The sequence below is a fragment of the Ktedonobacter sp. SOSP1-52 genome (genome assembly GCF_016587395.1).
In genome coordinates this window covers 401,701-426,955 of the sequence record NZ_BNJH01000002.1, presented here as the reverse complement: position 1 = coordinate 426,955, position 25,255 = coordinate 401,701, and the positions used below count along the sequence as shown (strand labels likewise).

The 25,255-nt window shown below is 56.2% G+C and carries 22 protein-coding genes; 14 read left to right on the top strand and 8 right to left on the bottom strand.

Annotation, left to right across the window (positions count from 1 at the left end):
- Window positions 1–498: 498 nt before the first annotated feature.
- Window positions 499–1,029, top strand: a complete 531-nt coding sequence (locus JMJ16_RS57155; RefSeq protein ID WP_201383556.1) for a DUF971 domain-containing protein — start codon at window positions 499–501, stop codon at window positions 1,027–1,029.
- Window positions 1,010–1,177 (top strand): hypothetical protein, encoded by a 168-nt coding sequence (locus JMJ16_RS17520; protein ID WP_201386203.1) that lies wholly within the window; start codon window positions 1,010–1,012, stop codon window positions 1,175–1,177. The genes JMJ16_RS57155 and JMJ16_RS17520 overlap by 20 nt, the downstream gene beginning before the upstream one ends.
- Before the next feature lie 72 nt (window positions 1,178–1,249).
- Here JMJ16_RS17520 and JMJ16_RS17515 read toward each other — a convergent pair whose 3' ends face one another.
- Window positions 1,250–2,086: an SDR family oxidoreductase gene (locus tag JMJ16_RS17515; RefSeq protein WP_201383553.1), complete on the bottom strand. Its 837-nt coding sequence runs from the start codon at window positions 2,084–2,086 to the stop codon at window positions 1,250–1,252.
- A gap of 256 nt (window positions 2,087–2,342) precedes the next feature.
- On the opposite strand from JMJ16_RS17515, the gene ltaE reads away from it, so the two are divergent.
- A complete protein-coding gene (gene ltaE / locus JMJ16_RS17510; protein WP_201383551.1) occupies window positions 2,343–3,419 on the top strand; it encodes a low-specificity L-threonine aldolase in 1,077 nt (358 codons plus the stop codon).
- A 235-nt stretch (window positions 3,420–3,654) separates the two neighbouring features.
- On the opposite strand, the gene nth is transcribed toward ltaE, so the two are convergent.
- The 4 genes from nth to JMJ16_RS17490 all read right to left on the bottom strand — a co-directional run bounded on the left by nth (window position 3,655) and on the right by JMJ16_RS17490 (window position 10,105).
- Complete coding sequence (gene nth / locus JMJ16_RS17505) at window positions 3,655–4,383, bottom strand: endonuclease III (protein WP_201383549.1); 729 nt, start codon at window positions 4,381–4,383, stop codon at window positions 3,655–3,657.
- A gap of 148 nt (window positions 4,384–4,531) precedes the next feature.
- Window positions 4,532–5,659, bottom strand: a complete 1,128-nt coding sequence (locus JMJ16_RS17500) for an RNA-guided endonuclease TnpB family protein (protein ID WP_201383547.1) — start codon at window positions 5,657–5,659, stop codon at window positions 4,532–4,534.
- A 315-nt stretch (window positions 5,660–5,974) separates the two neighbouring features.
- Window positions 5,975–6,805: an alpha/beta fold hydrolase gene (locus JMJ16_RS17495; protein ID WP_201383545.1), complete on the bottom strand. Its 831-nt coding sequence runs from the start codon at window positions 6,803–6,805 to the stop codon at window positions 5,975–5,977.
- Window positions 6,806–6,934: 129 nt separating this feature from the next.
- Window positions 6,935–10,105, bottom strand: a complete 3,171-nt coding sequence (locus JMJ16_RS17490; protein WP_201383543.1) for a LuxR C-terminal-related transcriptional regulator — start codon at window positions 10,103–10,105, stop codon at window positions 6,935–6,937.
- A gap of 400 nt (window positions 10,106–10,505) precedes the next feature.
- Between JMJ16_RS17490 and JMJ16_RS17485 the strand changes: the two genes are divergently transcribed.
- The 3 genes from JMJ16_RS17485 to JMJ16_RS17475 all read left to right on the top strand — a co-directional run bounded on the left by JMJ16_RS17485 (window position 10,506) and on the right by JMJ16_RS17475 (window position 12,640).
- A complete protein-coding gene (locus tag JMJ16_RS17485) occupies window positions 10,506–11,135 on the top strand; it encodes a cyclodeaminase/cyclohydrolase family protein (RefSeq protein ID WP_201383541.1) in 630 nt (209 codons plus the stop codon).
- A 1-nt stretch (window position 11,136) separates the two neighbouring features.
- Window positions 11,137–12,006, top strand: a complete 870-nt coding sequence (locus tag JMJ16_RS17480) for a bifunctional 5,10-methylenetetrahydrofolate dehydrogenase/5,10-methenyltetrahydrofolate cyclohydrolase (RefSeq protein WP_201383539.1) — start codon at window positions 11,137–11,139, stop codon at window positions 12,004–12,006.
- 127 nt (window positions 12,007–12,133) lie between these two features.
- Window positions 12,134–12,640 (top strand): NUDIX domain-containing protein, encoded by a 507-nt coding sequence (locus tag JMJ16_RS17475; protein WP_201383537.1) that lies wholly within the window; start codon window positions 12,134–12,136, stop codon window positions 12,638–12,640.
- Here JMJ16_RS17475 and JMJ16_RS17470 read toward each other — a convergent pair.
- Complete coding sequence (locus tag JMJ16_RS17470) at window positions 12,637–12,990, bottom strand: antibiotic biosynthesis monooxygenase (protein ID WP_201383535.1); 354 nt, start codon at window positions 12,988–12,990, stop codon at window positions 12,637–12,639. The two genes, JMJ16_RS17475 and JMJ16_RS17470, sit on opposite strands and share 4 nt — an antisense overlap.
- 90 nt (window positions 12,991–13,080) lie before the next feature.
- A complete protein-coding gene (locus JMJ16_RS17465; RefSeq protein ID WP_201383534.1) occupies window positions 13,081–14,268 on the bottom strand; it encodes a hypothetical protein in 1,188 nt (395 codons plus the stop codon).
- Window positions 14,269–14,759: 491 nt separating this feature from the next.
- Here JMJ16_RS17465 and hemA point away from each other — a divergent pair, with 491 nt between their 5' ends.
- The 7 genes from hemA (at window position 14,760) to JMJ16_RS17430 (ending at window position 22,298) form a co-directional block, all read left to right on the top strand.
- Window positions 14,760–16,121, top strand: a complete 1,362-nt coding sequence (gene hemA, locus JMJ16_RS17460; RefSeq protein ID WP_201383532.1) for a glutamyl-tRNA reductase — start codon at window positions 14,760–14,762, stop codon at window positions 16,119–16,121.
- Window positions 16,066–17,019, top strand: coding sequence for a hydroxymethylbilane synthase (gene hemC, locus JMJ16_RS17455; protein WP_201383530.1), 954 nt, complete (start codon window positions 16,066–16,068; stop codon window positions 17,017–17,019). The genes hemA and hemC overlap by 56 nt, the downstream gene beginning before the upstream one ends.
- Window positions 17,012–17,884, top strand: coding sequence for a uroporphyrinogen-III synthase (locus tag JMJ16_RS17450; protein WP_201383528.1), 873 nt, complete (start codon window positions 17,012–17,014; stop codon window positions 17,882–17,884). The genes hemC and JMJ16_RS17450 overlap by 8 nt, the downstream gene beginning before the upstream one ends.
- A gap of 61 nt (window positions 17,885–17,945) precedes the next feature.
- Entirely contained in the window at window positions 17,946–18,722 is a 777-nt protein-coding gene (locus tag JMJ16_RS17445; RefSeq protein ID WP_201383526.1) for a chlorite dismutase family protein, read from the top strand.
- 108 nt (window positions 18,723–18,830) lie between these two features.
- Complete coding sequence (gene hemL / locus JMJ16_RS17440) at window positions 18,831–20,147, top strand: glutamate-1-semialdehyde 2,1-aminomutase (protein ID WP_201383524.1); 1,317 nt, start codon at window positions 18,831–18,833, stop codon at window positions 20,145–20,147.
- Window positions 20,148–20,167: 20 nt separating this feature from the next.
- Window positions 20,168–21,151, top strand: coding sequence for a porphobilinogen synthase (hemB, locus tag JMJ16_RS17435; protein ID WP_201383522.1), 984 nt, complete (start codon window positions 20,168–20,170; stop codon window positions 21,149–21,151).
- Between the two features lie 7 nt (window positions 21,152–21,158).
- The gene (locus tag JMJ16_RS17430) at window positions 21,159–22,298 is read left to right on the top strand and encodes a M20/M25/M40 family metallo-hydrolase (protein WP_201383520.1); all 1,140 of its coding nucleotides are present in this window, start codon (window positions 21,159–21,161) and stop codon (window positions 22,296–22,298) included.
- A 200-nt stretch (window positions 22,299–22,498) separates the two neighbouring features.
- Here JMJ16_RS17430 and JMJ16_RS17425 read toward each other — a convergent pair whose 3' ends face one another.
- The gene (locus JMJ16_RS17425) at window positions 22,499–22,660 is read right to left on the bottom strand and encodes a hypothetical protein (protein ID WP_201383518.1); all 162 of its coding nucleotides are present in this window, start codon (window positions 22,658–22,660) and stop codon (window positions 22,499–22,501) included.
- Between the two features lie 472 nt (window positions 22,661–23,132).
- On the opposite strand from JMJ16_RS17425, the gene JMJ16_RS17420 reads away from it, so the two are divergent.
- Window positions 23,133–25,115 carry a glycoside hydrolase family 15 protein gene (locus JMJ16_RS17420; RefSeq protein ID WP_201383516.1) on the top strand — a complete coding sequence of 661 codons (1,983 nt, stop codon included), beginning with the start codon at window positions 23,133–23,135 and terminating at the stop codon, window positions 25,113–25,115.
- Window positions 25,116–25,255 lie beyond the last annotated feature (140 nt).

Here is a 25,255-nt window from a genome sequence, read left to right as displayed (position 1 = left end):
ATACACCTTGCTCCGTAATTGATACTAGTTTGAAACGATCCCTACGTCAGTTCGCGCTATTTTGTTCTTATTTTGTGAGTTGCGCTGGCGCTTGTGAAGCAATAAACCAGGCTGAAAGGCTTTATATGCGAGTTTGCGATTTACTATACGCGTGCATGGTGCGTTTTGTTGCCTGTCCTTCAGTATAATATAACCTTCGACCACGTGGTTTCTGGGTCGTAAAGAGTACTATGCGTCGGCATGACTTTCTGTTTTTCGCATATGCTTGAGAAGGGATGAGACGCACCAGGGAAATTGTTTTCTCTGATAGACCAGAGGGGCTGAAAAACATTATAATAAGGCCTGTGTAAAGAGGGAATAAAGTATCCTCCTTTGGGTACTATTGGTTTAGCTCAAAGGTCAATTCTGGCCACTTAAGATCTTATTCCGAACCCCAACGCCACTGGCGTGTCTAGCGCTTCGCGCTCAGGTGTTCAGATAGGAAGACGGAGTGTTTATATGATGAACAACTACCTTGTACCAGTCTCCTTCTTACTTGATGAGGAGAAACGGCAATTGATTTTAACCTGGAGTGATGAGCATGAGAGCCTGCATAACTGGGAGACGCTGCGCTGGGCCTGTCCCTGCGCGTGGTGTGCGGGTGAAGGCGGACAGCCTGGAATGCTCCAGAGTCGGCAGCGCCTGACGAGCGAGGAGACCACCCTGGCCAACTTGCAGCCAGTCGGGCGTTATGGCCTGACTCCGATATGGGAGGACGGCCATAAAACAGGTATCTATACCTTCGAGAAGCTCCGGGCCATGTGTGAATGCGATGAGTGCAAGAAAAAATGCATCTCAGGCAGAACGCTACCCCAAAAGGTAATACCCACGTTAATGTCAATAATCCTTCTCGTTATATGTAGTACGCGCACCATTTGCGCGCGTGAAGGAGGATTGCTCCTTGCGAGAAAAACGAATGCGTGGGCGCAAGGAGCAAAGTATGGATGCTGTCGCTACCATTTGAGGTGCAATGATGACGATAGGGACTGAAAGTAAACGAGAGGCGGTAGCCGCGATCAGACCCTCGCGGCGTCGCCATCTGTATGTGTCGGGATTGGTGCTTCGTATTTTGATTGCCCTGTTGGTAAGTTGGGCATTGGTGATGCTCTTCTTCGGGGCTGCCGCTATCTCGCACTAATCATTAAAAGTAGAGGCACGGCAGAGGCACTGCCTGCCGTGCTCTGATCATGGTAGAGAAGAGAGGCGTTTTTTACCGCGCTTCGCTGCTTGTCTGGTTGGCCTCCTGCTGTTGCTGGTGAAAGGCCATCCCCATTAACTGTTCGGCTTTGCGCTCATCGTCCTTCATCAGTTGGAGCGCGAAGGCGATATCCTGGTTGGGTGCCAGGGTGAGATCGGCCTGTCCCTCCTGTACGGCTTTGATGATCTCGGCCGCGACCATGTCGGGTGTCAGCAGGATCTCAATATTCATATTGAAGCCTGCCTCCTGCTGGAGCATCGGGGTATCCACCCAGGCGGGATAGACGGTGGTGACATCAATGCCGCTGCCGAAGAGTTCCGCGCGCAGGGCCGAGGAGAAGCCACGTACCGCCCACTTGCTGGCGACATAGCCGCTGAGCTGTGGTGGTGGTAGCTTGCCCGCGACTGAGCTAATGAGGACATACTGCCCGCTGCCCTGCTGGCGCATAAAGGGGAGCGCGGCGCGTACCGCGTGATAGGTCCCCATGAAATTAATGTCCATCAGGCGCTGCATCTCCGCTCCACTAAATTCATCGACCGGGCCGCCGCGCCCGATGCCTGCGCTTGTCACGACGAGGTCGATACGGCCAGTCACCTGGGCAGCATGCTGCATGAGCGCCTGCACCTGGATTTCATTGGTGACATCGAGCCCCATGGCCACCACTTGCCTGTCGCCAGCCTCCTGGCTGGCGAGTAGCTCCTGCGCCGTTGCCGCCAGGGCTTGCTCATTGATATCGGCGATGACGATATGCGATCCACGGGTATAGAGGGCGTGCGCCGTTGCTTTGCCAATGCCGCTCGCGCCGCCTGTGACGACCGCGACAGCTCCTGAGAACTCCTTGAGGGTCATTGATCCGCTCCTCTCAATTGTAAGGTACAAAATAGCCAAAAAGAGGTATTACTTTGCTTTGATCTTATCTCCTGGTCTCTCTGCTTGTCAAACAAGGTGCTCTCTTTTATACACTCCTCAGCACCACGCCACAGCATATAAATGGGGGTATGGAGGGAGCCAGGTATTAATAGGACCAGTTGTTTTTCAAAGATTGGCGAATCGATATATACTAGGGGATGATGTCATTATCTAGAGTTGGAGGAGCAAGAGAATAATGCTTGTTGATTTGCGTAGTGATACCGTTACCCAGCCGACGCAGGAGATGCGCGAGGCGATGTACCGTGCCGAGGTTGGCGATGATGTCTATGATGAAGACCCCACTATACATCGCCTGCAAGAGCTGGCAGCCGAGATGGCGGGGAAAGAGGCGGCGCTCTTCGTGCCAACAGGGACGATGGGCAATGCCATTGCTGTGCTGACGCATACCGGGCGCGGGCAGGCGGTGATGGTGGGTGATGAGTCGCATATTTATCACTATGAAGCGGGCGGGGCCTCGACTCTGGGTGGCTCGCCCATGTATGTTGTGCCCACGCATACCTCGGGGATGCTGGACCTGGAGCGGGTACGCGATGGGATCGCGGGGCTTGCGGACCCGCATGTCGCGCCCACAGGGTTGATCTGTGTGGAGAATACACATAACCGTTGTGGTGGGACGGTGCTGACCGTTGAGCAGCTTGCGTCGCTTGCGGACCTCGCTCATGCGCACAATATCCCTGTGCATATGGATGGAGCGCGTCTCTTTAACGCCGCTGTAGCCCTGGACCAGCCAGTGCGTGAGCTGGCGCGGCCGGTGGACTCGCTGATGTTCTGCCTCTCCAAGGGGCTGAGCGCGCCTGTGGGATCGCTGCTGGTAGGCAGTAAAGATTTTATTCGGCGCGCGCTACGCACGCGCAAACTGCTGGGTGGTGGCATGCGCCAGGCTGGCTTTCTGGCTGCGGCGGGCATTGTGGCTCTGGAGCAGATGGTGGAGCGCCTGGCGGATGACCATGCGCGCTGTAAGCGCCTGGCGCTGGCCCTGGCCGATATGCCACAGGTCGAGGTCTCCCCAGAGAAGACGGTGACCAACATGGTCATTTTTCGCCTGCGTGATCAGCAGGGCGCGGCGCTCGATGCCACTGAGACCCAGCGCTTTATCCAGGCTGCGCGTGAGCAGGGCGTGTTGATGGGTCAGTCGGGCGCGGGCCGCGTGCGAGCCGTGACGCATTATGGCATCGAAGACGAGCATATTGAGGCGGCCATCCAGGGCATACGCCTGGCTCTGCGTGATAGTAAAATCGCAAAAATTGACTAAAAGTCATCCTTACTTTTAGGGACCATCAGGGCGTGAGGTATAATAGGGCGCAGAAGTTGATAGGAGCTTGTTCGAGAGGAGTTTGAGGACATGGAAAATGTAACAAGTATGCAAGGAAGCGAGCGGAGCAAGTTAATACCCGGTACGCCTGGATGATGAGACGATTATCTATTTCTAGTCGAAAGAAACTGGGGAACCAGGCCGGACTGGTTCCCCAGTTTCTTTCGACGGTAATTTATTTTGTGGGGAGCATTGTTTCTTCTGGGTTGATGCTGCCCGCGTAGGCGCATTCAGAGATCAGCGGACACTGTGGACACTTAGGGCGCTGGGCATGGCAGATGGTGCGCCCGTGGCGGATCAGGTTTACATGCAAAGTGTAGGCCCATTCTGGTGGGAGCGCTTTGAGGAAGATGGTATGGGCCTGGTCGGCGCTGACCTTGGGACCGATCAGGCCCAGGCGATGGGTCAGGCGATGCAGGTGGGTATCAATGGGCATAAGAGGTCGGCCCATATTAAAGAGAAGCACACAGGCTGCGGTCTTGGGTCCTACGCCTGGCATTTGCTGGAGATAGCGCCAGGCTTCCTCCAGTGGTTGCTCTTTGAGTTCATCTTGCAGAAAGGCGGAAAGTGAGCGCGTATCTCCCTTCGCTTGCTGCCACTTGCTGAGCGTATGGAGCGCACTTTGAATGCGGGGCGCTTTTATATTCGCAAGGCCGCCACTCTTGATGGCCTCGGCTACCTCATGGGTGGGGGCGTCACGAACCTCCTCCCAGGTGGGAAATTTTTCTATTAACTGGCGGTAGGCCCGCCCTGAGTTGATGTCAGAGGTGTGTTGTGAGAGAATTGTTCCCACCAGCCCGCCCAGGGGATCGTGGTCTGGCTCCCAGGCCGGTTCTCCATAATAGCCAATCAGTAGATCATAAACGCGCTCTAAATGCTCCAGAGCGCCAGGTGTGATACCCATACTTCTTACCCGTTATCCGAAACTTACCCATGTATGGACCCGGCCATAAACGGCGTTCGGTTCCTGCTTCGACGAGCACCGCCTGGTATCCCAGGTCTTACGCGCTCTCCACAGGCGTCGATTCCCGCGTAACTCTCGGTACTTCCCATCAGGCCAAGGCTGCCAGATTCTTGGCAGCGTTGTAATCTCGATCCGTCACCTTGCCGCAGCCCTCACACACGAAGAGGCGATCAGACAACTGCAAATCCTCTTTGACCCACCCACACGCATGGCACGTCTTCGAAGACGGTTCCCAACGTGAGACGAGGAGCACCTTACAACCTGCATACTGCGCTTTATAGAGGATTTGCCGCTTGAACTCATACATACCCACATCGGCAATCGCTCGCGAGAGCTTGCGGTTCTTGAGCATCCCTTGTACATTGAGATCCTCGAGCACGATCACACGCGGTCTCTCGGCATCAGGCTTGGTTCTCGCCACGATGTGAGAGGTCGCTTTGTGCAGGGCGTCTCTGCGCACATTGGCAATACGCCTATGCATACGCGCCAGGGTGCGTTGCGCTTTCTTGCGGTTGTTGCTGCCTTTCTTCTTGCGCGAATGCCGCCTGCACGTCCGTTTCAATGCAGTGAGCTTTTTCCTCAGTGCCTTGGGATTATCAAACGTTCTTCCATCAGAGACGACGGCTAACGTCTTGATGCCCAGGTCGACCCCGATCACTTCACCGTTTGCAGGCATTGGTTCGGCTTGCTCCTCATGCACACAGATGGAGACATACCAGCGCCCACCATGCTCAGAGATGGTCGCAGAGCTGATCTTGACGCTCATCGGCACGTAGTCGTGCTCTTTCAAGCGAAGCAAGCCAAGACGTGGCAACTGGATGGCATCAGGATACACCCGAATGGTTCCGGTGAAGCGTGCCCCACCGATCGCTCTCTTTTTGCTCTTGAAGCGAGGATAGCCACATTTTCCTTTCCACTTGCCCTCTTTCTTGAGCTTGACTTTGCGGAAGAAATGCTTGAAGGCCTGGTCCAGGTCACGCAAGCCCTCCTGAAAGGCACACTTACTGACCTCGTACATCCACGGCAGAGAGGGCTTGAGGGCATTGATCTCACGATGTAGATCGATCGCGGTAGGTGTTTTCTGACCGGCCTTGTAGGCTTCCTGTTTGCGACGAAGGCCATAATTGTAAGCCCAGCGAGAAGCTCCGGCATGTTTGCGGCAAAGCGTCTGTTGCACGTTATTGAGGTTGAGTTCTACCCGATAACCACGCGCCATCTCCTGCTCCTCTTCCTTTATTGTGAATGTAGAACAAATATACCACAAAGTCGCTGCTTTGGCAAGAGAAAATATGTCCATGGTTGTCCTTCTTTGTCTACACTCTCGAAAACACATTATAGTCCTTCTTCTCTATTTTTTTACTCACTCTACAGACGAGCGACGGGGCTTTTTGGGTCTATGCCAGGGAAAAATGATTGTTCTGTTGTATCTCCTCGGGAATTCTCGCCACTACGTGGCTCGCTGGGTCAGGGGATGTGGTGCCCGGCATCACATCCCCTGACCCGCGAAGCGTCACAGACGTTGAGAGCAGTCCTACAAAAAGTATGCGCTGACTGCCCTGGCAACTTCCTGAGGGCCGGTTTTGTTGAGTCCGAAGTGGTCGAGGGCTGGAAACTTCCGCGTTTCAGCGCGCGGGAAGACTGCTGCGAGTCGCTTCATGCTTGTGTCCGCCTGCGGAATATGCCCTTTGCCACCATACATGAGCAGGACACCCGCAGCTATTTCCCGGTAATTTTTATAGCTGTTGTCCAGGCGTGCTACTTCTTTGTGTTCACGTAGATTTTCCTGAAGGAGGCTCAGGATGGTCTTGAGCTGATGTGATTTCAGGAAAAGCGGCAGCATACGCTTCATAAGCCAGGGTGGTGTTTTGCGCGCGGACTCCGGACCCATGGCGAGGGTAAACTCGACAAAGGCATCCAGTTGCTTGTTCGCGGCCAGCTTCTTTTCATAGCTCGGTATCCAGGCTACCGGGATGGACCCATCGATGGAGACACCAGGATCATAGACGGCTACTCTGGCGAATGCCGGGTTGCCGCGGGCGGATTCCAGGGCGACAAGTCCGCCAAAGCTATGGCCGACGAGAAGATGCGCACCGGTCTGGCGTTGCAGCGCGAGTACATCCTCGCACTCTTTTTTAATACTGTAATCGCTGCCCTGTGGTCCGCTCTGGCCGCGCCCACGTCGTTCCATGGTGTGAACGGTGAAGTGCTCAGCCAGAGCACGCGCGAAGGCAGTATAGTCACGGGCCAGCGAGAGCGCGCCAGGTACCACAATCACTGCTGGCCCGCTGCCTACGCTCAGATAGCTAATCGTGGTTCCATCCTGGGAAAGTATTGTGCTGGTGGTCTCTATCGCAGTATTCATGATAATGACTCCTTTGAAGTATCAATTGTCAGATGTGCTTTCGCATCACTGACCAGAGTATAGTGGGCAAAGGGGGAGCCGCGCGCCGCCCGACCGGGTGGTTGGGCGGGTGGTTGTGAGTGGGTGTTGTTAGATCAATTTCAGGCGCCTCGCGGCATCACCAGCTTCGACACGGCCATTGACGTCGAGTTTGCGGTAGATGTTTTTGACGTGGCCTTTGACGGTGTTGACGGAAATGATCAGCGCTTCGGCGATTTCGGGGTTGCTCTGCCCGGCGGCGAGGAGGGCGAGCACACGCTGTTCCTGTGTGGAGAGTGGTTCGAGCAGCGTGCTGTCCGGGCTGCTGGTTCGGGGAGAGAAGGGGCGAGCAAAGGCGTGGAGGATATTATGAGCCCAGGCGCGCAGGGGTTTCTCTGTAAGGGAAGGCAGGAGTTCGCGCAGGAGGGTTGCCACTTCTTCGCCTTCATCAAGGAAGAGGCGCAGGAAGCCCTCGCCGCGCGCCTGCGCGAGGACGAGGGTAAGTTGCTGGTTACTCTCTGGCACCTGTTTGAGGGAGGCATGGGCGAGCGCGATGAGAAGCTGAATTTCCAGTATTCTCAACATGTGTTGCCCTTCTTGAGCGTGGCTGAGAAGCTGCATAAGCTGAGGTAGAGCGCTCGCTGCCTCGCCCCGGGCCAGGTGCAGGCGCGCCGTGAGCAGGTGGATAGATTGCTGTTGTAGAGGGGAGTGCTCCTGTTCAGAACGGGAGAGCGCATCTAGCGTGTGTTCTGCGGCCTGGAGAGCACCATCGCGAATCTGTGTGTGTGCTTGCCAGAGGAGGACATCTGGGACGAGTTGACGCGTATGGCTGGCTGCTTGTAGGTGTACGATAAGCGCGGAGAGGGCTGCCTGTGCCTCGGTCTCTTTCCCGCGCACGCGCAGGAGGAGGAGTTGTAAGAGTTCTAGTTGTGTGCGCACGGCTTCCTCTCCCACGGGGAAATCGCCCTGGGAGTGGTGTTGATGAGATGCCTCGTGGGCCAGTTGCTCCGCCCTGTCAAGCTCGTTCCACGCGTAGGCAATGCGAATGAATCCGCACGCAACTTGTATGCGAAAAATATCCTCGCCGACCTCATTTGGCCAGGGAGGTTCGGCCAATGCTTGCCGGTAATAGGAGTCGGCCTGGCGCAATTCGCCCATTTCGAGAGACACGTCACCCAGCATGCGTCCGATGACGCGGGTGAAGACACGATCCTTGACGCGCAGACTGAGGGTATAGCCTGCCAGGAGATGTTGACGGGCACTGGCGAAGGTGCCTGTCTGCATGGCTTCCATGCCCAGCGTGAGCAGGCAGCCGCAGTGCCATTCGATCCACTCCGCTGGCCGCTGCTGGTATGCCTGTTCAGGGCTGGTAGGCAGGAGGAGGAGTGCGGAGTGGGCGTAGGCAACAGCGGTCGTGACAAAGCCGTGAATGATGGTAAAGGTCGCGCGAAAGGCGTAGAGAATGCCGACCTGGAGCATGTCTCCCTGCGCGCGCCAGCCCTTTTCCGCCAGTTGGAGCAGGTCTTCGGCTGGCTCGATGCGCCAGACTCCGCCTGGTTGCTTTTCGATGAAGATGCGCGCCTGGGCGAGGAGGAAGCAGAGGACAGGGCGCGCGGCTAGAAGGTTTTGTGGTAGCTGTTCCAGCCAGCGGCGCATGGTATGGTACTCGTTGGAGTAGGCATGCTCGTTGAGGTGTTCGATCAGTCGCCCGGCTCGCTCGAGGTCTTGCGCAAACAGGGCGGCCTCGATGGCTTCCGCGAGCATAGCATGTTCTTCATACCAGGAGCTGGCCTGTGCCGACAGTTCACGTAGTGTTCCGGTTCCCAAACGGCGTTCTGCCTCGGCTCGCATGGCCTCGGCGAAGAGGGGGTGATAGCGATACCACTCGCCTGCACTGTCCAGTGCATCGAGAAAGAAGCCATTGCGCGCTATCCTCTCCAGCCACTCGGCGCCATCATGTCTGTCTGTCAGCGCATCACACAGCGAGCCGCTCAGACGACCAGGCAGACTAGTCTGGAGCAAAAAGAGCTGGAGCGGCTCCGACTGGGCGGCAAGTACTTCGCTCAGGAAAAACTCCTGGATTGGGCGATGAGTGCGCTCAATCGTGGAGGCTGCGCTCAGTTGTTTGAGCGCAGCCTCGATTGCCTGGGGCGTTCTCTGACTTTGCAAGCTCAAGGCCAGCAGGCGCAGACCAGCAGCCCAACCCTCCAGTTGCGTATAGAGCGTGTGCAGGAACTCCTCGGCGAGTGCTTGTTGGAGGAATTGCTGGAGAAAGAGTGCCGTTTCCTCCAGGGAGAAACGCAGCTGGGAAGCCTGGATCTCCAGCAGGTCGCCACGCGCGCGCCAGCGCACCAGTGGGAGTGGTGGTAGGCTGCGTGTCAGGATGATGACATGGAGAGAGGCTGGCAGTTTTTCGATGAAAAAGGCCAGCGTTTCGTGGATCTGAGCGTGCTCAATCAGATGATAATCCTCTAAAACCACTACGCCCTCCTGGACAAAGCGGCTCAGATCGTTGAGCAGAAACGCGAGCGCCGCCTGCAATGGCGCCTGCGTGAAAGGTTGTCGGGTACTCTGGGAGAGCTGTTCCAGGGCCGTCTGGCCGATTTGCGTGTCAGAAAGCTGGCAGGCGGCGATCAGCGTAGACCAGAAGCGCAGTGGATCGTTATCACCCGCTTCAAGCGAAAGCCAGGCCACAAACAGAGGAGCCTGCGCCTGGCGACGCGCGAGCCAGCGACTGACCAGCGTGGTCTTGCCAAAGCCAATTGGAGCATGCACGAGTGTTAACTTTTGCTGTCGGCTGCCATCCAACAGCGCCAGCAGAGGAGCACGCTCGACCAGTTGGGCTGGTAGGCGCGGAGGCCGTAGCCGTGTCTCCAGCAGCGGGGTGGCCGCCTGATGCAAGCCTTCCCTGCGTGTAGCCAGAGGTTTGGCCCCAGAGGTTTCTTTACTCGCTTTCTTCTCGCTTGCTATTCTTGATGAAAGCGCCTGTGCGATCTCCTGAAGCCGCGCTAGCGTCAGATCCTCCCCTTTGCCCATGTATGCGCGATATAGCCTGCCCTGGTACTTGCGATACGCCTTCCAGTACCATCCACCGCGCCCACTGCCAGACCCCTCCTTGCGTGCTGTATAGCTGCCCTCTGGGGCATGAAAAGCAAAGAGTGTCGAGCGCTCTCTTCCCACCCACTCAAACCACGCCGCCGACCCAATAGCAATCTCAAGCACCTGCTCGCCTTCATGAGTCACAAGGGTGTTTTGCTCAATGCTAGGTGTTGATCGCGTCATGCGTCTCTCTCTTATCCACCTATTTATTAACTGCTAAACATAAAGTTCCCTAACAGTATAGCATACTTGTGAGGGAACTTTGCGTTTAGCAGCCTCGTGTTTTAGCAGCGTGGGGCTACACATGGCTTGATGCCACTAGCGCATCACTCTTAACTGGTGGGTATCCTGTGTTGGTATCATGGAGGAAGAGGGGATATAAACTCCCTTATCGACGTACCTCCTATTTTGTGTGCGCTGGGTAATACTGCCGGGTAGTGGCGTATGGTGGCGAACTGGAGAGCCTGACAGTGGTCATGCGCCCTCGACGGCTTGCGGAACGCGATGCTAGAATGGAGGGTGGAAATTTCCCAGTCCAGCGAGTACTGAATAAGATATTATATTACCTATGAGGGTAGAACATATGTATTTAGACAAGACACTACAGCAATATTTGGATGACCTGGCCTCCGCGCAGCCTACGCCAGGTGGTGGCTCCGCCTCGGCACTGACCGGAGCGATGGGCGCGAGCCTGGCCTGCATGGTGGCGCGGCTCACGGTTGGCAAGGCCGATTATACAGCGGTCCAGCAGGAGATTGGCGACCTGATCGAGCAGGGCGAGGGCCTGCGCGCCCGCTTCCAGGAGTTGATGCGCCTGGACATCGAAGCCTATGGCAAGCTTTCAAGCTGCTTTAAGATGCCGCGTGAGACCAGCGAAGAGAAAGAGGCGCGCAAACAGGCCGTACAGGGTGCGCTTGTCGAGGCGGCCCTGGTGCCTCTAGAGATGGTCGAGCGAGCGCTTGAGCTTGTGCGCTGCTGCAAACGCGTCGCCGAGATCGGCAACAAAAATGTGCTCAGCGATATTGCCACCGCGACGTCGCTGGCCCTGGCCGCAGGGAACGGAGCAGCCTGGATGGTCAACGTCAACATTACCTCTCTGAAGGATGCAGACAAGGCTCAGGAGTTGCAGGGACGGCTAGATGGCGCGCTGGGACAGATTACGGAAGAGGCGCTAGGGGTTAATCGCGCAATTGAGGAGAGAGGTGCTAAGTAGCATGACGGTAACTGTACTTGATGGAAAGAAACTGAGTGCGGAGATTAAAACTGAACTGAAAGAGGAGGTGCAGCGCTTTCAACAGACCTATCAGCGCGCGCCGGGCCTGGTAGTGGTACGCGTGGAGGGTGACGCGGCATCGGGCGTCTATACCAAGGCTATCCTGCGTATCGCCAAAGAACTGGGCGTTGAGGCGTCCCTGGAAGCGCTTCCCGCAGAGACAACGACCGAGGAGTTGCGTGATGCACTTTTGCGCCTGAATCGTGATCCCGCAGTGCATGGGGTAATCGTCCAGATGCCGCTGCCGGAGCATCTCCCCCAGCGCCTGGTAGCTGAGACGCTTGCGGCTGAGAAGGATATCGATGGTATTAGCCTCCAGAGCGCTGGCAATCTGGCGTTGGGCTTCCCCAGCTTGTATCCCTCGACCGCGGCGGCGGTGGTGGAGATCCTTGAGCGCACTCAGACGCCCATTGAGGGGAAGCGCGTAGTCATACTGGGGCGCAGCAATGTTGTTGGTAAGCCGCTGGCTCTGATGCTCTTGCAGCGCAATGCGACCGTGACGATCTGTCATTCGCGCACGCAGAATTTGAGTGAAGTTACGCGTGAAAGTGATATCCTGATTGCGGCTGTCGGACGCCCTACCATGGTAAAGGCAGAGATGGTTCGGCCTGGAGCAACAGTCATCGACGTTGGCACCAACGCGCGTCCAGAGGGCGGAATTGTGGGTGATGTAGACTATGCCTCGGTGAGCGAGGTGGCTGGCGCGCTGACTCCAGTACCCGGAGGGGTCGGACCATTGACCAATGTAATGCTAATGAAACAGTGCATCGAGGCGGCCTGGCGACAGGAGCGTGAGCGAGCGCGAGCCTGATAAGCCAGATCAGCTTTCGTATATGAGGATCGTACTTTTACTCTGAGTTCCCCCTCATGTGGTAGGAGGGCTTTGCAAGGCGGCAAGCCCTCCTACCTTTTTGTTTTGCTATGCAAGGAATAAGGGAATGAATGCTATATTAGTGAGATTATGGAACTTGCTGAAAATAGGGACGTTGCAGTGGTATCTCCTCTGGTTTATGCATCACAAATATATTGTTGGCACCTCAGCTGTGATTTTTAATGAACAGAGGCAGATCTTGTTGTTGCGTCATCGCTTTTGGCGTGAGGGGTCCTGGGGCCTGCCCGGAGGTTACGCCGAACATGGCGAGTCGCTTGAGGAGACGGTCTGCCGAGAGGTGCGCGAGGAGACGGGATATGAAGTGGAGATCGAGCGTGTCTTGCGCCTGGTAAGCGGATATAAGTTGCGCCTTGAAGTGAGCTTCGTGGGGCGCCTGGTAGGAGGCGAGCGCAGGCTAGATGCGCGAGAGATCATCGAGGCGCGTTTCTTTGCCCCCGATGACCTACCCGCAGGCTTGATACGTTCGCATCAGCACTTGATCTCAATGGCGCTCGCGGGCGAAGGGAGCGAGCGGAGCGTCGTCTCCCTCCATCCGACCTTTCCCAGGCGTTAGATGCCTGATGCGTGTGATGCGTGTTCCTTGACGTGGTCGATGTAGGCGACCTCGTAGAGGGTGGGCTCGGCCTTCGTAGCGATGTGCATGGCCTGTTGCATATGCTCGTGAGCCTCGGGATTGCGGAGCATGGCTTCAAATTCGGCCTGGTTGCGCCATTGAGCATAGTTGGTGACTTTTGTCCCATCCAGGCTTTTGTGAATGTTCGCTGATATATAGCCAGGCTGCTTGTTGATAATGGTAGCTGTGATATGGGCCAGAAAATCGACCAGTTCCTGCTGGCGCCCTGGCTCGACCGTGAAGATATTGATCAAGGTTACCAGTTGTTGTTCTGTGCGAATGGTTGTCATGGGCTACTTCCTTTCCATTGCCATTGTCGTGAAGTTCTTAGCTTCAGTATGTGCTCCCTGTGTGACAGCCGTATGTCAGTAGCTCAATTTTTACTTCGCTTTGTCCTGTACTGGTGTGTGCCTTTGCGAGGGGCGAGCGGCGCGTAGGCGCATAATGCTCTCGCGCAGGGAGAGGGGCGAGAGGACTTTTGCCTGGCCACGGGGAACATCCAGGGCGGGCGCGGCCTCCGCTCGTTGGCGCTCAAGCCAACTCCGGCGCCATTTCTCTGTGGCCTCGCTGGCGGCCTTCAGGCTAAACGAAGGTTGTTGCGCAAGGTCTGGCACGGCTATGATCGCCGTGGGCAGGTCCGCGATGGAGAGATCCATGCTTGCAGGAACTGGCGGAAATGTCTCTGGTATGTGGGGCAGGAGAGATGCCTGTGTAAATGGCTGAGGCGTCTCGGGAAGCTGAGGGAAGGCCATCTCTTGCTTGTAGACGCTAGCCTGAATGCTGCCTGGGAAGGAAAGTGCGTCGAGCACACTCTCGTCTGCTTGATTGATTGCTGCATCTGGCATGGCGGGCTGGAAAAAGAGTGGGTCTGAGCTCTCTCCTGTGTCCAGCAGGAAGGCCATTGGTGCCTGTTGGTAAGAGATGAGTCTTGCTCCCTCTTCTGGCGGTGCTGAAGGGAGAGGGGCAGAACTGGTTCCCCGATCCGGGCTGTTGTTCGTGAAGGCCGTGTCGATAGGTTGAAAGGGAAGCATATCATATGCTTGCAAATGTGCAGGTGCGGATGTAGTGACGTTGGACCCGGCCTCACGGCTTGTCCCAAATACATATGAGTTGGGTTCTGGTAGGGGAGAGAGGGGCGAATGCGGATTTATCGAGGAGGGAGGAAGCTCCTCGTGATATGTGCTCATTGGGATGTGCCACTGGACGCCTGAGGGAGGAGGCGTATTGCTACGTACGGGCGCGAGTTGTTCTAAGAGTGAGGCCAGGGTCTGCGCTTCCGGCGTTGAGTGAAGATCCATGGGTTCAGCCGGAACCGGCGTATCAACGGGATGAGGGCTGGCGGGCGCCGGAGATAGCTCTGGTAGCGGTCGGCTGGGATGGGAGTGGAAGCCACACGCCCGGCATGTAGCATCATCGGCTGGAAGCTCGGCGCCGCACCTGGGGCAAGGGAAGACAAAGTGTTCTGCCTGTTGTTTGGAGAGTTGGAAACTCATGCGACGAAACGTCCCACTGCGTCCACCAAACTTACCACCCGATGTTGTCTGCTGTTGTGTTTTCTCTTCAAACATAAATAGAAAAGCCTACTTGTACGCTAAACACACACTAAAAACTAAACGACAAAATAAATATACAAAGAGGCAAAAATGTCTCTTTCTGCATTTTTTAACGAATTTAAAGAGCATTGTCAATAAATGTCAGTGGTAATGGGTCGACTCTCCTAGTCTTTGCCAGGCAAATAGGCTTGCTTGTATGGTTACTCGTTATATAATGTGCAAGTTTGGGATTTGACCTTTCGCGCCTGCGGTGCTCGCTCTGGTTGCTCCTGTGGTGCTGGTGGGCAGCCTCCGGCTGCCCACCAGCACCACAGGAGCAACTGACCTCTTCTACTCTCTCTAGCAAGAGGCTTACGCGCTTGATGGAGGTCACGTCGATGGCGCCCACCTGAGAAAAAATAGGGGATTTGACCGATAGGAGATAGTGCTAATAGGGCTTGACGATTTTTAAAAATTCGCTAAAATCTACATAGATACTTAAATTTTTTGAGATTTCTGAGGTTTGCATGGATATTGTTGTTGTTGGTGCCGATCACACGACAGCACCTATCGCGTTGCGCGAGCGTCTTTCATGCTCCGCGCGCCAGGTTCCTCAGGTCCTGAGTGCGGCGCGCCAGATTTCACAAGAGAGTGTGCTGCTTTCAACCTGTAACCGCATTGAGCTTTACGCTGTATGTGAGGATAAAAAGCAAGGAATTGCTGACGTATTGCGTGTATTAAGTGAGTCGCGGGAGGTGGCAGGCGAGGAGCTCCTCGAGCACTGCTACACTTTCACCGGCCAGGAAGCCGTAAACCACCTCTTTAGCGTGGCTTGTGGTCTTCGCGCTCTCGTTCCCGGTGAACCTCAGATTCAAGGGCAGGTCGTAGACGCACTGGAGATTGCGCAGGGGGCGGGTCTGAGTGGCCCCATCCTCTCGGCGCTTTTTCGTGCCGCAATCACGACTGGGAAACGCGCGCGCAATGAGACAGGTATCAGCCGCAGCGCCGCCTCTCTTAGCCATGTTGCCGTGCAACTAGCACGCCATCTCTTTCCCAGGCTTGAGGAGGCGGCCGTTTTATTGGTTGGCTCGGGCCAGATGAGTGAACTGGCGGCGCGCAATCTCTATGACAATGGGGCGCATAATTTGACGATTGTCAATCGCACCTATGAGCATGCCACGGAACTGGTCGAGGCGATAGGTGCGAAACATCGTACCTTTGCTGAGCTGCTCCCCGCGCTGGTAGATGCCGATGTAGTAATTAGTTCTACCAAAGCTCCGCGCGCTCTCATGACTCTGGATATGATGCAGCAGGTCATGGTCAGGCGTGATGGCCGCCCGCTCTTGCTAGTTGATATCGCGCTTCCTCGTGATGTCGAACCCGGAGTCGTCGACCTGCCTGGCGTACATCTTTATAATATAGATGATTTGCAGTCTGAGGTGGACAGAGGTATTCATTTGCGCTGGCAAGAGGCCGAGCACGTACGCACAATTATCGCACAAGAGGTCGAGGCCTTTGAACGCTGGCTCTCCTCATTGAGCGTAGTTGGCACGATCAGCGACCTGCGTAAGCAGGTCGAACTGCTGCGCCAGCAGGAACTTGCTCGTACACTTCGCCAACTCTCCGCCTCGCTCTCGGAGCGAGAGGTGGCGGCTATGCAAGAATTAACCCATCGCCTTGTCAATAAAGTTTTGCATACACCGACTTTACGTTTGAAGGACGCGGCAGCGGCTGGGCAGGGGCATGTCTACGCCGAAGCTACGCGTTATCTCTTTGCCTTGGAAGATGAGAATGAAACGAATCACGATCGGAACACGGGCCAGCAAGCTCGCCATGATACAGACGCAGTGGATCATCGAGCGGATACATCAGCAGTGGCCAGACCATGAAATCGCGATTGAGCAGATTCGCACCACGGGCGACCGCGTGACGAGTGTGCCGCTCTCGCGCATTGGTGGCGATGGTGTCTTTGTCACTGAGATTGAGAGCGCGCTTCAGGAGCGGCGTATCGATATCGCGGTACATAGCCTGAAGGATCTGCCAACCGCGCAGCCAGAGGGACTCTGTGTGCTTACGCCGGGACCACGCGAGGATGTGCGCGATGTGCTTGTCTCAAAGGGTGACCTACATATTTCGGCGCGGGGCACACTGGAAGGGATAACGCCTGGGCGCGCTCCCCGCATTGGTACCTGTAGTTTGCGTCGTACCGCGCAGATTCGTCATCTCTGCCCCAACGCGGAGATCCTCTCGCTGCGTGGCAACGTTGATACACGCCTGCGTAAGCTTGAGGCGGGCGAGTATGACGCTATCATCCTGGCGGCGGCGGGACTACATCGCCTGGACCTGCAAGCCACCTTGGAGGGGAAGCTCAGTTATTTCCCGGTTGCGCAGATGCTGCCCGCGCCAGGGCAGGGCGCGCTGGGCCTGGAGATTCGCGACGAGCCAGCTTTCCGTGAGCTACTGGCACCTTTGCAGGATCAGAACGTCCAGGCCGCAACGAGCGCCGAGCGCATGTTTATGCGTCGCCTGGGCGCGGGGTGTTATCTCCCGGTCGCGGCCCATGCCCATATCGTCGATGAGCGCCTGGTGCTGCGTGGGCTGGTAACGAGCCTGGATGGACAGCGACGGATTCTCGTGCAGCAGGAGACGGGTTGGAACGCATATGCCTTCCTGGAGAATGCCGAGCGTCTAGGCATCGAACTGGCTGAGATAGCGCTGGCGCAGGGCGCGCACGATATTATCGCGGAGCTTGATGGGAGTCGTGTGCAGGAGCAGCAACATGTCTGAGATGCAGGCAGCTACTCAATCTCTACAGGGTCAGCGTATTCTGGTTACGCGTACACGCGAACAGGCGTCAACCTTTAGCGAGCGGTTGCGCGCTCTGGGAGCGCTGCCTATTGAGTTTCCCACCATTCGTATTGAGCCACCCCAGGACTGGAGCCAACTCGACGCCGCGCTACACCGCCTGTATGCTGCTGAGCAGTCCCTGGCCTATGATTGGCTGATCCTGACCAGTGCGAATGGTGTCTCCATCTGTATGCAACGCCTGCGCACCCTGAGCCTGGAACCTGCGCGCTTACGCGAGGTCTCGCCCGGGCTACACATTGCCACCATTGGACCGGCGACAGCCGCGACCTTGCAGGATTATGGCCTGCATGCGGACCTCGTGCCAGACGAATATGTAGCCGAGGGCGTCATTGCGGCCATGCACGAGTGGACGCGGCAAAAGGAGCTCTCTCTACAGGGCCAGCGTATCCTGCTGGCGCGGGCCGCCGAGGCGCGTAAAGTGCTGGTGGTCGAATTGAAGCAGGCAGGCGCGCAGGTAGATGAGGTGCCTGCTTACTATACCAGGCCGGTCGCGAGCGACGATGAGCAGGGGCGTGAGATTCTGCGTCGCTTACAGCGCCATGAACTGGATGTCCTGACCTTTACCAGCTCCTCGACGGTGCGTAACTTTGTGTCCTGGCTCAACTCATGCACGCAGGGGGCAGGCCTGGACGCTACGGAACTGCTCGCAGACGTGCGCATCGCCAGTATCGGCCCCATCACATCCCAGACCGCACGCGACCTGGGCCTGCATGTCGACATTGAGGCCCAGACCTTTACGATTGATGGCCTGGTAGAGGCTATCAATCACGCTGTGAGTGCCTAAACTAGAGTAAATTATATTTTTGCGTTTTACTGAAATAATTCATGATAGAGGAAAAAGTATTATGGCAGAACAGACAACTGAGATCACACAACCGGTGCAGCACGAGACGCAGGAGACGGCTCCCGCAGCCGCGCCCGCTCAGCCCAAACCCAAACAGCCGCGCCAGCTGGTACGGTTCACCTTCTATAAACTGGATCAGCAGTGGCAATTGCTGCCCGCCGAGGTACGCGAGCAGGGCAAGCGCGAGCTTAAGCGCATTGTTGATGCCTACTCTGAGCGTGCCTTGATCCGTAGTTATGGCCTCTACGGTGTGCGCTCCGACTGCGACTTTATGCTCTGGACCGCGACTTACGAGGCTGAGGACCTGCGCTGGCTGAGCAGCCAGATTCGCCGTAGCCCAATGGGTCCCTACCTGCGCGAGGCGCAGGCCTTCCTGGCCATGACCAAGCGTTCGGTCTATGTGGGGAAAAACGCGCGAGGCGCGCACGATCCACGCCTGGTGATCTCGCCCGAGGATAGCAAGTACCTCTTTGTATACCCCTTCGTCAAGACGCGTCCCTGGTATATGCTCTCGCTCGAAGAGCGCAAGCGCATGATGAACGAGCATATTCGTGTGGGTCTGAAATATCCGCAGATCAAACTCAATACCACCTATTCCTTCGGTATCGACGACCAGGAGTTCGTCGTCGCTTTCGAGTCGGATAGCATCGCTGATTTCCTCGACCTGGTGCAGGAGCTGCGTGAGACCGAGGCCAGTCAGTACACCCTGCGCGATACTCCCATGTTTATGTGCGTCCTGGAGGAGATCGACCAGATCCTCGACGCCATTGGTGCGTAGAACACGAATAGAAATAGGAGGGAACGTGGTGTGGTAGTGTAGCCGCGCACGCAAGTAGCGGGTTACACTACCACACCACGTCCCATGTGTAGAGAGAGGAGCGTTAACATGAGTCAGCAGAGCGCGAGTGAGCGCAAGCTCAATTTGTCCAGGTCGCGTGCGCTCTTTCAGGAGGCACAACAGGTCATGCCCGGTGGCGTCAATAGCCCGGTGCGTGCCTTTCGTGGGGTAGGCGGAGAGCCCGTCTTTTTGGAGCGCGCTGAGGGCGCCTATCTCTATGATGTCGACGGCAATCGCTATCTCGATTTTGTCCAGTCCTGGGGGCCGATGATTCTTGGCTTTGGCTATCCCAGCGTACTTGAGGCGGTGACTGAGGCCAGCAAACGAGGCTTTACCTTTGGCGCCCCAACTCAGGCCGAGACCGAATTGGCACGCCTGGTGATCGAGAGCGTCCCCTCGGTTGAGATGATCCGCTTCGTCAATTCCGGTACCGAGGCCACTATGAGTGCACTCCGCGTCGCACGCGCCTACACGGGTCGCAGCAAGATCGTCAAATTTACCGGTTGCTACCATGGACACGCGGATATGCTGCTGGTACAGGCTGGTTCGGGTGTAGCTACGCTGGGCCTGCCCGATAGCCCCGGTGTGCCCAGCGAGACCACGGCCAATACCCTCTCAGTTCCCTATAATGATAAAGAAGCAATCAAGCAGGTCTTTGAGACGTATGCCAATGAGATTGCTGCGGTCATCGTCGAACCTGTGGCCGCCAATATGGGCCTGGTGCTCCCGGTCCCAGGCTTTCTGGAGCTGCTTCGCGAGCTTACTGCGAAGCATGGCGCTCTGCTGATCTTCGACGAGGTCATGACAGGTTTCCGTGTGGCGCTGGGTGGTATGCAGGAACGCGTCCAGATCACGCCTGACCTGACCTGCTTTGGCAAGATCATCGGCGGTGGTCTCCCTGTGGGGGCCTATGGTGGGCGACGCGAAATTATGCAGGTGGTCGCGCCGCTGGGCCCCATGTACCAGGCGGGCACACTTTCGGGAAATCCCCTGGCGATGGCCGCAGGTATCGCGACTCTAAAAGAGTTGCGTAAGCCGGGCCAGTATGAGCTATTAGAGCAGAAGAGCCAGCTCCTGGGCGAAGGCATCACGCGTATGTTGCACGATACCAATACTGATGGCCAAATAGTACGTATCGGCGCCATGTTCTGCCTCTACTTTACCCGCGAGCCAGTTCACAACTACGCGGACGCCAAACGTGCCAGCACTGAGCGCTTCGCCAGCTACTTCTGGGAGATGTTGGAGCGAGGTTACTACCTGCCGCCCTCGCAGTTTGAGTCTTGCTTTCTCTCACTAGCGCAAGAAGAGGCGCAGTTGCAAGAGATGGTGCAGAGCATTGAGACCGTATTACGTCAGCAAGCATAGAAAAGGGAGCCCTGGGTACAATGACAGCCAATTTTCCGATTGTTCGCATGCGCCGGACGCGCCAGAACGAGGCGCTACGCTCCATGGTGCGTGAGACCCATTTGCAGACCAGCCATTTAATCTATCCTATCTTTATTGCGGAAGGCATTACGCAGCCGCAGCCCATCGCATCCATGCCTGGCATTGTGCAGTGGCCACTGGAGTTGCTGGAGCAAGAGGCGGAGCGCCTGGTACAACTGGGCATTCCCGCGATCCTGCTCTTTGGCATCCCTGCGGAGAAGGACGCCGTTGGCTCACAGGCCTATGCTGAGCAGGGCATTATCCAGCAGGCCATTCGCCTCCTCAAGGCCACTGTTCCCGAGCTGCTCGTGATTACGGATGTCTGTCTCTGCGAATATACCGACCATGGGCATTGTGGCGTCATCCATAATGGAGATGTCCTCAACGACGAATCGCTGGAGCTCCTGGCGCGCATGGCGGCCTCGCATGTCGAGGCGGGCGCGGATATTGTTGCTCCTTCAGATATGATGGATGGACGCGTGGGAGCCTTGCGCCATGTGCTCGATGAGCAAGGATACAAGCAGACTCCGATCATGGCCTATTCCGCCAAATTCGCCTCCGCCTTCTTTGGTCCCTTCCGCGAGGCGGCGGGTTCAACTCCGCAATTTGGGGATCGGCGCTCATATCAGATGGACCCGGCTAATGCTCGCGAGGCTCTGCGCGAAGTGGAGCTGGATATTCGCGAAGGTGCCGATATCGTCATGGTCAAGCCCGCGATGGCCTATATGGACGTCATTCACCGGGTGCGTGAGTCTTGCGACTTGCCGCTTGCTGTCTATAATGTGAGTGGTGAATATTCTATGATCAAAGCCGCGGCCCAGCAGGGCTGGATTGACGAGCGGCGTGTGATCATGGAGGTACTGACAGGATTGCGGCGTGCTGGCGCGGACATGATCATCACCTACTTCGCGCCAGAGGTCGCACAATGGCTCAAGGAGGCGTAGAGGACTCATGACACTCTCAAAAGACGAACTGGAGCGTATGCGAAGCCTGGCGCGTGAATATGTCGAAGAGGTCGCCACGCTCACGCAGAGCATCTGTAGGGTGCCTGCCCCCACCGGCAGTGAGCAGCAACGGGCCGCATTTGTAACCGGGCTGTTTGAGGAGCGTGGTTATCGCTGTGAGCATGACGAAGTCGGCAATGTGTACGTGCGACGCGGGCGAGGGACTGGCCCCGTCTTGCTGCTGCTGGCGCACCTGGACACGGTCTTCCCCCAGGACACGCCGCTCAACGTTCGTCGCGAGGGTGACGTACTCTATGGGCCTGGTATTGGCGATAATAGCCTGAGCGTGGCCTCTATGCTTACGCTGCTCAAGATGCTGGATCTGCTCAAGCAGGAGACATCCATCGATATCGTGGCAGCCGCAAATGTAGGTGAGGAGGGCCTGGGCAACTTGCGTGGAGCCAGGGCGGCCGTCGAGCGTTATAAACAGCAACTGGGAGCCGTGATCGCCATCGATGGTAACCTGGGGTATATCGTGAATGAAGCCGTGGGCTCGCTGCGCTGGCGCATTACCGTCAATGGTCCTGGCGGCCATTCCTATGGCGCCTTTGGGCGTCCCAGCGCCATTCATGGCCTGGCGCGTATCATCGCGCAAATTGCCGAGATCCAGGTGCCAAAAGATCCCAAGACTACCTATAACGTGGGAGTTATCGATGGAGGTACATCGGTCAATACAATTGCCGCCAGTGCCTCGGCCCTGCTAGATATGCGCTCTACGGATGTGCTGGCGCTAGGCCGGCTTGCCGACGAGGTGCGAGCCATCGTCAAGACCTCGCCTGGCGAAGGACTTCAGGGCGTGATTACCATCCTTGGTGCGCGACCAGCGGGAAAGATTGCGCCTGACGCGCCGCTTGTGCACCTGGCGCAAGAGGCTCTGCGTTGGATTGAGATTGAGCCTCGCCTCGTAGCCTCCAGTACGGACGTCAATATACCCTTGAGTCAGGGGATACCCGCCGTATGTGTAGGCGTCTCACAAGGCAGGCAGGCCCACACACTTGAGGAGTGGGTCCCTGTAGCCCCCATTGCCGATGGCCTGGCCCAGCTTCTCTACCTGATCACCCATGCCTGTGAACAACTCGCACGCTAAAGTCAACACAAGAGAACACCCTGGACCCTCAGTATTTCTAGTAAGTAATGTAGGAATGGGCCCTGGTAGCCTTCGGCTACCAGGGCCCATTCCTACATTACTTACTAAGCGAGCGCCGCAGGCGCGAGGACTAGGAAAGATGGGGATGGTAGCAAGAAGCGATGTTTTTGGCAGAGCCGCAAACATCGCTTCTTGCTATCTTAAGTACGCGCCGTCCGACCAGCGAGAAAATGGCAGAGGCCAGCGAAAAGCAGAATTTTACTGGCATTGCCCCGCAAGCTTGCCAGAACGCCGAGCGTCAGACCCAGTGTCAGGCCGATGCGTCCCGCAGGATGGCGAACCATTTGTGCTAATATCTGCATACAAACTCCTCAAATTATGGTATCTTTGGCGTAACTTCTTCCCTTAGTGATACGTGGAAGACTATTAAAACGTGGAGATGCCTTGATTCCTAAATGTGGCCTCCTATATGCTCTATTAGAGAAGAAATTAGAGTGTCCGGGTGTTATTACTGATACGAGTAGTATACATGCCTGGCTCTAAAAAGGGGTGAAATATGGTGACATATATATAATCATTTTTTGTCATTTTTATATATGTCACCATTGGTTTTGAGAAGGCGTGGCGACGGACCTTAGCAACTTGCCAGGGGGGGTGATGAGCCATAAAAAAAACTTATGGAAAAATCTGTTACTATTCTCCGGGGTCCTGCGTCTAACCCTGATATAAGGCTCCAATCAGGAGTTCTAAGGGCTTTCTAATAATAAACTTAGTGAATTTTAAGGATGTTGGCGAACAGTTCAACGCCGAACAGTTCTAGGAAGTATAGTCTAAATGGTTGGGATGACCGAATTCAATCGCACTTATCTACCAATTAATTCATACGGAGTCATTGGCGATTGTCATTCAGCCTTGTTGGTCGCGCCCGACGGGTCAGTTGACTGGGGATGCCTGCCAGACTTCGATAGTCCAGCTATCTTCTGTCGATTGCTTGATCACGAGCATGGTGGCTACTTTCAAATCGCCCCCTCCGAGCCTATGCCGGGGACCCAGCGCTACCTGAAAGGTAGCAATGTTTTACAAACCCGTTTTACCAGTACCACTGGCGAATTACTCCTGACCGACTTTATGCCGGTAGAAACCTTGCGTGCCTGGCCGTACCAGGGGATGAATAACAATACCTGGACGCGTGAAGATGGCTCATGCCACTGCATGGTGCGTATTGCCGAATGTACCCATGGCGAGATGCCTGTAACTATGACACTCAAGGTCAGTCCAAATTATGCTGCCTCGCCCAGCGAGGTCAGCCTGGTTCCTGGGAACAAAGGCGTTCTCGTTTCAGGTGGAAACCAATACGTTGGCCTGGCTATTATTGGCGCACACCTGCATCCATCCTTAACACTCAATGTCGTACAGGACGCTGAAGATAGGCATCCTTCGGTTGTATTGAACGTGATGCTCTCAGAGGGCGAGCGCTTGCTCTTCGCGGTGGGTATGGGCCGCAACATGCAGGCGACGCGAAGATTGGTCGAGGGCGAACTGCATCAACGCAATTTCGATTCTGAACTAGCACATACTCTGCATTGTTGGCGCGAGTGGCTCTCGACCTGCAACTATCGTGGGCCGTACCGCGAGGCGGTGGAGCGGAGCGCGTTGGCCTTAAAGATGATGACCTATGCCCCCACAGGAGCCATTGTCGCGGCCCCCACGACCTCGCTGCCCGAGCATATGGGTGGGGTACGCAACTGGGATTACCGTTATACCTGGCTGCGGGACGCGACCTTTACGCTCTATGCCCTGAACGTCCTTGGCTTTACCGACGAGGCACGCGCCTTTACGCACTGGCTCAGGCGCCTCACATACGCGGATGGCGAGTCGTTGCAAATTATGTATGGTATCCGTGGCGAGCGTGACCTGGCCGAGCAAGAACTGACTTACCTGGAGGGCTATGCCGGTTCAAGCCCCGTACGCGTTGGCAATGGGGCCGCCAGGCAGAGACAGATGGATGTCTTCGGTGAGGTGCTGGACTGTATCCACCTCTACCGGCGCCAGGGCAGCTTTGAGCGCTATGGTGAGACACTGGATGGTCCGCTATGGAATCTAATGCGCGACCTCGTGGAGCATGTCTGTGCGCACTGGCAGGACCCCGATAGCGGCATCTGGGAGATCCGTGGCGATGACCGGCACTATGTCTATTCCAAGGCGATGTGCTGGGTGGCTTTAGACCGGGGCATTCGTGCCGCGCAGCAACTCAACCTTGAAGCGGACCTGCCGCGCTGGCTGATGGTGCGAGACCAGATTCGTGCCGACATCCTGGCGAACGGTTACAACACGAGCGTCGGCGCGTTCACCCAATCTTATGGGGATACTGCCCTGGATGCCTCCAATCTCTTGCTGCCCTTGATAGGCTTTATCCCACCCGATGATCCGAGAATGCGTTCAACCGTGGACCGTATCATTGAAGGCTTGACGGACGAGAATGGCTTTGTTTTCCGCTATATCTCTCAGGATGGTCTCGCCGGTCACGAAGGGACATTTACCATTTGTACCTTCTGGCTGGTGGATAATCTCGCCATGCAGGGCCGGGTCGACGAAGCACGCTCGCTCTTTGAGCGCTTGCTTAAATATGCTGGCCGCCTGGGACTCTTCTCGGAAGAGGTGGATGCCAATACCAGCAGCGCGCTGGGGAACTATCCCCAGGCCTTTACGCATATCGCGCTTATCAACAGCGCCTTCAACCTGCGCAAAGCTGAGATTCGTCAATCCGAGCATCATACCGACCCTTTGATTGCAGCCATTCGCTTGAACAAACAGTAAGCTTTGTCGTTCCACTGGTAGCCTGGAAGCAAACGAATAGCCTGTATGCACAATGTACCACAGGCATGAATTTGGGGGAGGGGCATTGTCCTCCTTCAAATTCATGCCTTTTTACGTGAATGCTTCGTTCCAATGAAGAA

Excerpts from the sequence above, each read along its gene's own strand:
- JMJ16_RS17465 (WP_201383534.1), bottom strand. The coding sequence starts at position 14,268 with ATGTTTGAAGAGAAAACACAACAGCAGACAACATCGGGTGGTAAGTTT.
- JMJ16_RS17450 (WP_201383528.1), top strand. The coding sequence starts at position 17,012 with ATGTCTGAGATGCAGGCAGCTACTCAATCTCTACAGGGTCAGCGTATT.
- JMJ16_RS17485 (WP_201383541.1), top strand. The coding sequence starts at position 10,506 with ATGTATTTAGACAAGACACTACAGCAATATTTGGATGACCTGGCCTCC.
- JMJ16_RS17495 (WP_201383545.1), bottom strand. The coding sequence starts at position 6,805 with ATGAATACTGCGATAGAGACCACCAGCACAATACTTTCCCAGGATGGA.
- JMJ16_RS17520 (WP_201386203.1), top strand. The coding sequence starts at position 1,010 with ATGATGACGATAGGGACTGAAAGTAAACGAGAGGCGGTAGCCGCGATC.
- hemA (WP_201383532.1), top strand. The coding sequence starts at position 14,760 with ATGGATATTGTTGTTGTTGGTGCCGATCACACGACAGCACCTATCGCG.
- JMJ16_RS17500 (WP_201383547.1), bottom strand. The coding sequence starts at position 5,659 with ATGGCGCGTGGTTATCGGGTAGAACTCAACCTCAATAACGTGCAACAG.
- JMJ16_RS17515 (WP_201383553.1), bottom strand. The coding sequence starts at position 2,086 with ATGACCCTCAAGGAGTTCTCAGGAGCTGTCGCGGTCGTCACAGGCGGC.
- nth (WP_201383549.1), bottom strand. The coding sequence starts at position 4,383 with ATGGGTATCACACCTGGCGCTCTGGAGCATTTAGAGCGCGTTTATGAT.
- JMJ16_RS17425 (WP_201383518.1), bottom strand. The coding sequence starts at position 22,660 with ATGCAGATATTAGCACAAATGGTTCGCCATCCTGCGGGACGCATCGGC.
- hemC (WP_201383530.1), top strand. The coding sequence starts at position 16,066 with ATGATACAGACGCAGTGGATCATCGAGCGGATACATCAGCAGTGGCCA.
- hemB (WP_201383522.1), top strand. The coding sequence starts at position 20,168 with ATGACAGCCAATTTTCCGATTGTTCGCATGCGCCGGACGCGCCAGAAC.
- JMJ16_RS17480 (WP_201383539.1), top strand. The coding sequence starts at position 11,137 with ATGACGGTAACTGTACTTGATGGAAAGAAACTGAGTGCGGAGATTAAA.
- JMJ16_RS17475 (WP_201383537.1), top strand. The coding sequence starts at position 12,134 with ATGAATGCTATATTAGTGAGATTATGGAACTTGCTGAAAATAGGGACG.
- JMJ16_RS17430 (WP_201383520.1), top strand. The coding sequence starts at position 21,159 with ATGACACTCTCAAAAGACGAACTGGAGCGTATGCGAAGCCTGGCGCGT.
- ltaE (WP_201383551.1), top strand. The coding sequence starts at position 2,343 with ATGCTTGTTGATTTGCGTAGTGATACCGTTACCCAGCCGACGCAGGAG.
- JMJ16_RS17470 (WP_201383535.1), bottom strand. The coding sequence starts at position 12,990 with ATGACAACCATTCGCACAGAACAACAACTGGTAACCTTGATCAATATC.
- JMJ16_RS57155 (WP_201383556.1), top strand. The coding sequence starts at position 499 with ATGATGAACAACTACCTTGTACCAGTCTCCTTCTTACTTGATGAGGAG.
- JMJ16_RS17445 (WP_201383526.1), top strand. The coding sequence starts at position 17,946 with ATGGCAGAACAGACAACTGAGATCACACAACCGGTGCAGCACGAGACG.
- JMJ16_RS17490 (WP_201383543.1), bottom strand. The coding sequence starts at position 10,105 with ATGACGCGATCAACACCTAGCATTGAGCAAAACACCCTTGTGACTCAT.
- JMJ16_RS17420 (WP_201383516.1), top strand. The coding sequence starts at position 23,133 with ATGGTTGGGATGACCGAATTCAATCGCACTTATCTACCAATTAATTCA.
- hemL (WP_201383524.1), top strand. The coding sequence starts at position 18,831 with ATGAGTCAGCAGAGCGCGAGTGAGCGCAAGCTCAATTTGTCCAGGTCG.